Origin of the sequence: Nesterenkonia sp. PF2B19 (assembly GCF_001758425.2) — a bacterium.
In the GTDB taxonomy this organism is placed as follows: domain Bacteria; phylum Actinomycetota; class Actinomycetes; order Actinomycetales; family Micrococcaceae; genus Nesterenkonia; species Nesterenkonia aethiopica.
On the sequence record NZ_MDSS02000097.1, the window covers coordinates 1 to 5,720 of the forward strand.

The following is a 5,720-nucleotide window of genomic DNA, read 5'->3' on the forward strand; positions in this document are numbered from 1 at the left end:
TCCAGCACGCTGGAGCAAGGTACGGATCATATACTCCGCACGCTCGGTGCCATGGACCTCCACCAACTGATCAAAAGACTCCAACCATTCCTGAGTCTCTTCCGGATCCACATCCGGCAACTGGTTGGTCAGACCGCTGCGAACATGTGAGATCTCTTCACCAGCGCTCACTGAGCCACCTCTTTCCAAGGATCGACGAGCAGGCACCGAGATCCAGGGCAGGGATGCGCCCCAGCGGCACCATCGAGGTCGGGCGGATGACGCCGCAGAACGGGTCACGTTCCGCAGCACGAAGGGAGCCCGGAGGGTGCCCACCCAGCACCCTCCGGGCCGTCAGCGGACGGGAACCTGCCACGCTGCAGGCCCCGTCAGGTCATCAGCAGTAGCCGGCGACGTCGGCCCAGGCCTCCGGCGCGTCCTCGACGCCGTCCCGAGCGATGGTGGCCTCGATGAGCCCGTATGGCCGGTCTGCCGCGTAGAAGACCTCATTGGGGTTCTCGAGACCGAACCGCTCGAGGTCATAGGCGAAGTGGTGCTTGTTCGGGCAGGAGAACCGAATCTCGTCGATCTCGGGCACCTCGGTGATCACCTTCTGGCCCATCTGGTACAGCGTGTGCTGCAGGGCATAGGAGTAGTGGTCGGTGAAGGTGCTGAGAATGATGGACCGGACCTTCGCATAGGTCGCCTCGAAGTCGACGCCGACGGTGGTGTTGTAGCGCCAGCGCGTCGCGATGTCCGTGGCGAGGATGCGATCCTCGGTCTCCGGCAGCGTCGTGTACCTGTCCTTGGGATAGCCCACGAAGCCGGACTCGGTGGTCTTCAGCACCGTGAGGCCGTAGAACCCCGACAGGAGGTGGTCGCGGTCGCCGTCGCGCTTGAGCACAGCGGTCCGCACCTCCGGCGCCGAACGGAAGAAGGAGTGGTCATGCCCCTCGATGCGGGACCAGCCGTACTCCTCGGCCGCCCAACGTCCCCCAGTGACCCAGTCGAACTCGCCGGTGAAGTGGTCGGCCAGGGTGAGCAGGAAGTGCTCGGGAGAGCTGATTCCGACTTCCTTCGCCTTGGCGAAGATGGTGTTCTTCTGCGTGTCGGTGGCCACCACGTGTCCGTTGTCGCCTTCGGTGTGGGCGGCGTCGAAGTCGCCGTGGAGCTGCGAGGTCACATTCAGGTCGCGCAGCTCGTGGCGTGCGCTGTCCCGATAGACGCGGACCACGCGGTTCTCCGCCTTGCCGTACTGGTTGGACGAGAGACGCACTGCGCTGGTGGTCGTCTCCTGTGGCACTGCACTCATGGTCGTCTCCTTGTGTTGAGAATAGGCCTGCGGGGCAGCCGCCGAGAGCTCCCTGACCGCGAGGGCGGCGCGGGGGCCTCAGCTCCTGGGTCAGCTGCCGCGGTAGGTGGAATAGGCGAACGGGCTCAGCAGCAGCGGGATGTGGTAGTGCGCCTCCCCAGCCTTGACGGTGAAGTCCACCGTCACCACGGGGTGGAAGCTCTCCTGTCCACGTGCCGAGAAATAGGCACCCGTTCCGAAGATGACCCGGTAGTCACCGGGCTCCAGGGTCTCTGGGCCGAGGTCCGCGACGCGGCCGTCCGCGTCGGTGACCGCGGCGCCCAGCTGCTGGCCGACGGCGCTGAGCAGCTGGATCTCCACGCCGCGCGCGGGCGTTCCGGCGGTGGCGTCGAGGACATGGGCTGTGATGTAGCTCATCGAAGAAGTCCTTCCAGTCGCAGGGCGGCGATCTCTTCGAGCTGCTGCCCGATGATCTCCAGCTCCCGTGCGGGGTCGAGGTCGAGGCGGCGCTCCAGCTCGGTGAGCACCTCCTGGTGGGTGCGGCCAGCGGCCCGAATGAGGAAGACCCGGCCGAAGCGCTCCTCATAGGCCCGATTGCCTGCGTCGAGGCGGCGCAGGATCTCGGCGTCAGCATCACCTAGCCCGCCCTGCTCTCGTCGCGAGTGGGCTGCTTCGGCCGTGTCGGAGTCGTCACGGTCGCCGATCCGAGGGTGACCGGCGAGCGCTCGTCGATCTCCTCCTCGGTGAGGGGATGGGCGATGGTGTGCGCGAGTTCGAGGGCCTCCTCGACGGAGGAGAAGGGGCGGCGAGCCGACAGACCGTCGACCCAGCGACTCACCCTGAGGCATGATTGCAGCTGTGCGCGAGCATCGCCGTCGGCTGCCCGGTTGAACTCTGTGAGGCTCACCCTCATCTCCTCTGCTTTCCGCATCGTGGATACCTTATTCCGCTACGTGCAAGTGTGATCCACCTCTCCAGCCCGTGTCAAGCCACTCGGACACCGCCTCGCTACCCCATCCCAGAAGTCCACAATCTGGACAGCTTATTTCGTTCCGTGGATACTATGCAGTACAACGGAGTCCGAGACACCGGAGTGCAAAGGAGCAGCTCGTATGACGATCACCACAACAGAGCCCTATTCAGTTCCCGGGCGGGACCAGATCCTCACCGATGAGGCACTGGCCTTCGTGGAGGAACTGCACCGCCGGTTCGCCGGCACCCGGGACGAGCTGCTGGAGGCCCGCCGGGCAGCCCAGCAGCGGGCGGCCGAGACTGGACGTCTCGACTTCCTCCCCGAGACCCAGGAGATCCGCGACGGCGACTGGAAGGTCGCCGAGCACCCCGCTTCCCTGCAGGACCGCCGCGTGGAGATCACCGGCCCGCCCGCCCCGGCGAAGATGGCCATCAACGCTCTGAACTCCGGGGCGAAGGTCTGGCTGGCCTGCCTGGAGGACGCCTCCTCCCCCACCTGGTTCAACGTCATCGACGCGCAGAAGAACCTCTACGAGGCGGCGCGCGGCACGCTGCAGTTCACCTCTCCTGAGGGCAAGGAGTACCGGCTCCGCGATGATGTGGACCTGCCCACCGTCGTCGTGCGCCCCCGTGGCTGGCACCTGCCGGAGAAGCACCTGGAGATCGATGGTGCGCCGGCGGTGGGCGCCCTCGTGGACTTCGGCCTGCACTTCTTCCACAATGCGACGCTGCTCCACGAGAAGGGCCTGGGCCCCTTCTACTACCTGCCGAAGATCGAGCACCACCCGGAGGCCAAGCTCTGGGACGACATCTTCACCTTCTCCGAGGAGCGCCTGGGGCTGCCGCATGGCACCGTGCGCGCGACCGTGCTGATCGAGACCATCCCCGCCGGGTTCCAGATGGACGAGATCCTCTACGCGCTGCGCGACCACGCGTCCGGGCTCAACGCCGGACGCTGGGACTACCTGTTCTCCCTCATCAAGTACTTCCGCGCCTCCGGCTCCGAGTTCGTCCTGCCGGACCGTGCCGAGGTGGGCATGACACAGCCGTTCATGCGCGCCTACACCGAGCTGCTGGTGAAGACGTGCCACCGTCGCGGCGCCTTCGCCATGGGCGGCATGGCGGCCTTCATCCCCAACCGCCGCGAGCCGGAGGTCACGGAGAAGGCGATCGGCAAGGTCCGTGACGACAAGTCCCGCGAAGCCGGTGACGGATTCGACGGCTCGTGGGTCGCCCATCCGGACCTGGTGGACATCTGCCGCGAGGAGTTCGACGCGGTCCTGGGTGACCGGCCGAACCAGATCGACCGTCAGCGCGACGACGTCGACGTCAGCGCCGAGGATCTGCTGGCTGTCGGCAAGGCGGAGGGCGACGTCACCGAGGGCGGTGTGCGCATGAACCTCTACGTGGCGGTCTACTACACGGCCATCTGGCTCTCGGGCAACGGAGCGGTGGCCATCCACAACCTCATGGAGGACGCCGCGACCGCGGAGATCTCCCGGTCGCAGGTGTGGCAACAGATCCGCAACCGCACCGTCACTGCGGACACCGGGGCCACAGTGGACGCGGACCTGGTGGAGCGCCTGCTCGGCGAGGAGGTCGAGCGGCTGCGCGGCGAGATCGCCGACGCGGAGACCTTCAGCCGGTACTTCGAGCCCGCTGCGGACATCGTGCGCCGTCTGGTGCTCGACACCGACTATGAGGACTTCCTCACCCAGCCGGCCTACGAGCTGCTGGACTGAGCGTCCGCATCCGCAACGGCTGACCGGCGCTCAGTCGGCGGTCGGCATCAGGAGGCGCAGCCCCTCGTCGTAGAGGGCTGCGCCTCCTGTCGTCTCCGGGCCTGTCGCCTCCGGGCCTGTCGCCTCCGGGCCTGTCGTCTCCCGGTCGGGCGTCTCCGGGGTTGGGTGCAGCAGGGCGGCGTTCTGCTCCGCCGCCACCGCCCCGAGCGCGAAATGCATGACGATCTGGGCGCGCTCGTGAGCCTGGTCGGAGGCCAGGCCCAGCCGTTCCAGGCCGCGCCGCAGGGCTGGGACCGGGGGCAGGCCAGGGTTCAGTCCGAAGGCGATGAGCATCAGGTCGGCGCCGTCTCGGATGGGCAGCACAGTGGCCCGGAAGCGTCGCATGAGCTCCTCCACACCGACCGTGCCAGGCGGATCCGCCAGCGGGGCCAGGATCCGGTGGGCCACATCGGCCAGCAGCTGCTGCTTGCTGGGCACGTGGTAGTAGAGGGCCCCGGGGCGGACGTCGAGCTCTCCCGCCAGGCGACGCATGGACACGTCCTGAAGGCCGTAGTCCAGCAGCAGGCGATGCGCGGCCTCGACGATGGCGGCGGCTGAGAGCGGCATGATGATGTCTCCGGGTGCGGGCGGGGCCTCAGAGGCCGTGGTCGCGGAAGAGCTTCTCGTCCGGATCTGTGAGCGATTCCTCCAACAGCCAGCGGTTGGTCCGCAGCGCCTGGAGGTTCTTCGCGACGACGGTGTCGCGGGTCTTCGCCACCGCCTCGGCGAGCAGCCCCACCTGCTCCTTGAACTCGCGGGCGTGGGTGGGCTTGGCACTGTCCGGGAGCTCCAGGAACAGCTCCAATGTCCGCGGGAGGTGCCGCGTGATGGTCATGCGAACGGCGTCCTGCTGCTCCGGCAGGCGCTCCAACGTGGACCACCGTTCCACGATCTCCTCGAGACCGACGACCATCATGCGCAGCTGCCCCTGAGTGGAGGGAGGGAGCTTGTCAGACCGGGTGCGTATGGTCTCCGTCAGGGATGCCAGCTCCTGTCGTAGGCTCTCCTGATCGTCGGTGAGCGCCTGTGTGCGGCGCTGGGAGGACTGAGCCATCCCGCTCATCGTGCCATAGGTGGCCGCGGCTCCTGCGCCGCCGAAGACCAGCCCTGCCAGCAGCGCCCACGGATTGGGCAGCATGATGATCAGCAGAGCTGCGAAGAGCACGACGAACGATGCGGCGGAGGCGGTCACCTGGAGGCGACGGCGCCGGTGGTCCCCTCCAGCCGGGTGCCCGATCATCTCGGAGCCGATGACTTCCTCCTCCTCGTCGGGGATCGTCAGTGGACTCCAGCATATCCAGAGACGACGAAGGGGCCCGATCTGACGATCGAGCCCCTCATCTGGTGGTCGGGGTGACAGGATTTGAACCTGCGACCTCCTCGTCCCGAACGAGGCGCGCTACCAAGCTGCGCCACACCCCGGTGTTTCTGATCCGGCCGCCTGGCGGCTTTCACAGAAGACCATACTAGCCAAGACGCCTGCCGGTGCCAAAACGGCCCGGCATCCATCAAGGTCTGAACACAGCTGACGCCCGCGACGACGGCTCCCTTGCCGTCGTGCGGGCGTCAGCACTGCGAAGTGGTGTCCGGCGGTGACCTACTCTCCCACACACTCCCGTGTGCAGTACCATCGGCGCTGTGGGTCTTAGCTTCCGGGTTCGGGATGGGACCGGGCG

The 5,720-nt window shown here is 67.1% G+C and carries 7 protein-coding genes, 1 tRNA gene and 1 rRNA gene; 1 reads left to right on the forward strand and 8 read right to left on the reverse strand.

Going from position 1 to position 5,720, the window contains the following annotated elements:
* Nucleotides 1-376: 376 nt before the first annotated feature.
* From pucL to BCY76_RS20565, 4 genes are all read right to left on the reverse strand, one after another.
* On the reverse strand, nucleotides 377-1,291 hold the full coding sequence (gene pucL / locus BCY76_RS16720) for a factor-independent urate hydroxylase (RefSeq protein WP_070158954.1): 915 nt from the start codon (nucleotides 1,289-1,291) through the stop codon (nucleotides 377-379).
* Between the two features lie 90 nt (nucleotides 1,292-1,381).
* The gene (gene uraH, locus BCY76_RS16725) at nucleotides 1,382-1,708 is read right to left on the reverse strand and encodes a hydroxyisourate hydrolase (protein ID WP_070158955.1); all 327 of its coding nucleotides are present in this window, start codon (nucleotides 1,706-1,708) and stop codon (nucleotides 1,382-1,384) included.
* Entirely contained in the window at nucleotides 1,705-1,995 is a 291-nt protein-coding gene (locus BCY76_RS20560; protein WP_336582648.1) for a 2-oxo-4-hydroxy-4-carboxy-5-ureidoimidazoline decarboxylase, read from the reverse strand. The genes uraH and BCY76_RS20560 overlap by 4 nt, the downstream gene beginning before the upstream one ends.
* Nucleotides 1,929-2,198, reverse strand: coding sequence for a 2-oxo-4-hydroxy-4-carboxy-5-ureidoimidazoline decarboxylase (locus BCY76_RS20565; protein WP_336582650.1), 270 nt, complete (start codon nucleotides 2,196-2,198; stop codon nucleotides 1,929-1,931). Before BCY76_RS20565 ends, BCY76_RS20560 begins: the two co-directional genes overlap by 67 nt.
* A gap of 205 nt (nucleotides 2,199-2,403) precedes the next feature.
* On the opposite strand from BCY76_RS20565, the gene aceB reads away from it, so the two are divergent.
* Nucleotides 2,404-4,005 carry a malate synthase A gene (aceB, locus tag BCY76_RS16735; RefSeq protein WP_070158956.1) on the forward strand — a complete coding sequence of 534 codons (1,602 nt, stop codon included), beginning with the start codon at nucleotides 2,404-2,406 and terminating at the stop codon, nucleotides 4,003-4,005.
* A gap of 30 nt (nucleotides 4,006-4,035) precedes the next feature.
* On the opposite strand, the gene BCY76_RS19710 is transcribed toward aceB, so the two are convergent.
* The 4 genes from BCY76_RS19710 to rrf all read right to left on the reverse strand — a co-directional run.
* Nucleotides 4,036-4,611 carry a TetR/AcrR family transcriptional regulator gene (locus BCY76_RS19710; protein WP_070158957.1) on the reverse strand — a complete coding sequence of 192 codons (576 nt, stop codon included), beginning with the start codon at nucleotides 4,609-4,611 and terminating at the stop codon, nucleotides 4,036-4,038.
* A gap of 28 nt (nucleotides 4,612-4,639) precedes the next feature.
* Nucleotides 4,640-5,284 (reverse strand): hypothetical protein, encoded by a 645-nt coding sequence (locus BCY76_RS16745; RefSeq protein ID WP_070158958.1) that lies wholly within the window; start codon nucleotides 5,282-5,284, stop codon nucleotides 4,640-4,642.
* A gap of 105 nt (nucleotides 5,285-5,389) precedes the next feature.
* Nucleotides 5,390-5,466 (reverse strand) — tRNA-Pro (locus BCY76_RS16750).
* 162 nt (nucleotides 5,467-5,628) lie between these two features.
* Nucleotides 5,629-5,720 (reverse strand): 5S ribosomal RNA (rrf, locus tag BCY76_RS16755); the annotation flags it as partial.

What these genes read in the sequence shown, in the direction of transcription:
- aceB (WP_070158956.1), top strand. Translation starts at nt 2,404, where the DNA reads ATGACGATCACCACAACAGAGCCCTATTCAGTTCCCGGGCGGGACCAG.
- uraH (WP_070158955.1), bottom strand. Translation starts at nt 1,708, where the DNA reads ATGAGCTACATCACAGCCCATGTCCTCGACGCCACCGCCGGAACGCCC.
- pucL (WP_070158954.1), bottom strand. Translation starts at nt 1,291, where the DNA reads ATGAGTGCAGTGCCACAGGAGACGACCACCAGCGCAGTGCGTCTCTCG.
- BCY76_RS16745 (WP_070158958.1), bottom strand. Translation starts at nt 5,284, where the DNA reads ATGATCGGGCACCCGGCTGGAGGGGACCACCGGCGCCGTCGCCTCCAG.
- BCY76_RS19710 (WP_070158957.1), bottom strand. Translation starts at nt 4,611, where the DNA reads ATGCCGCTCTCAGCCGCCGCCATCGTCGAGGCCGCGCATCGCCTGCTG.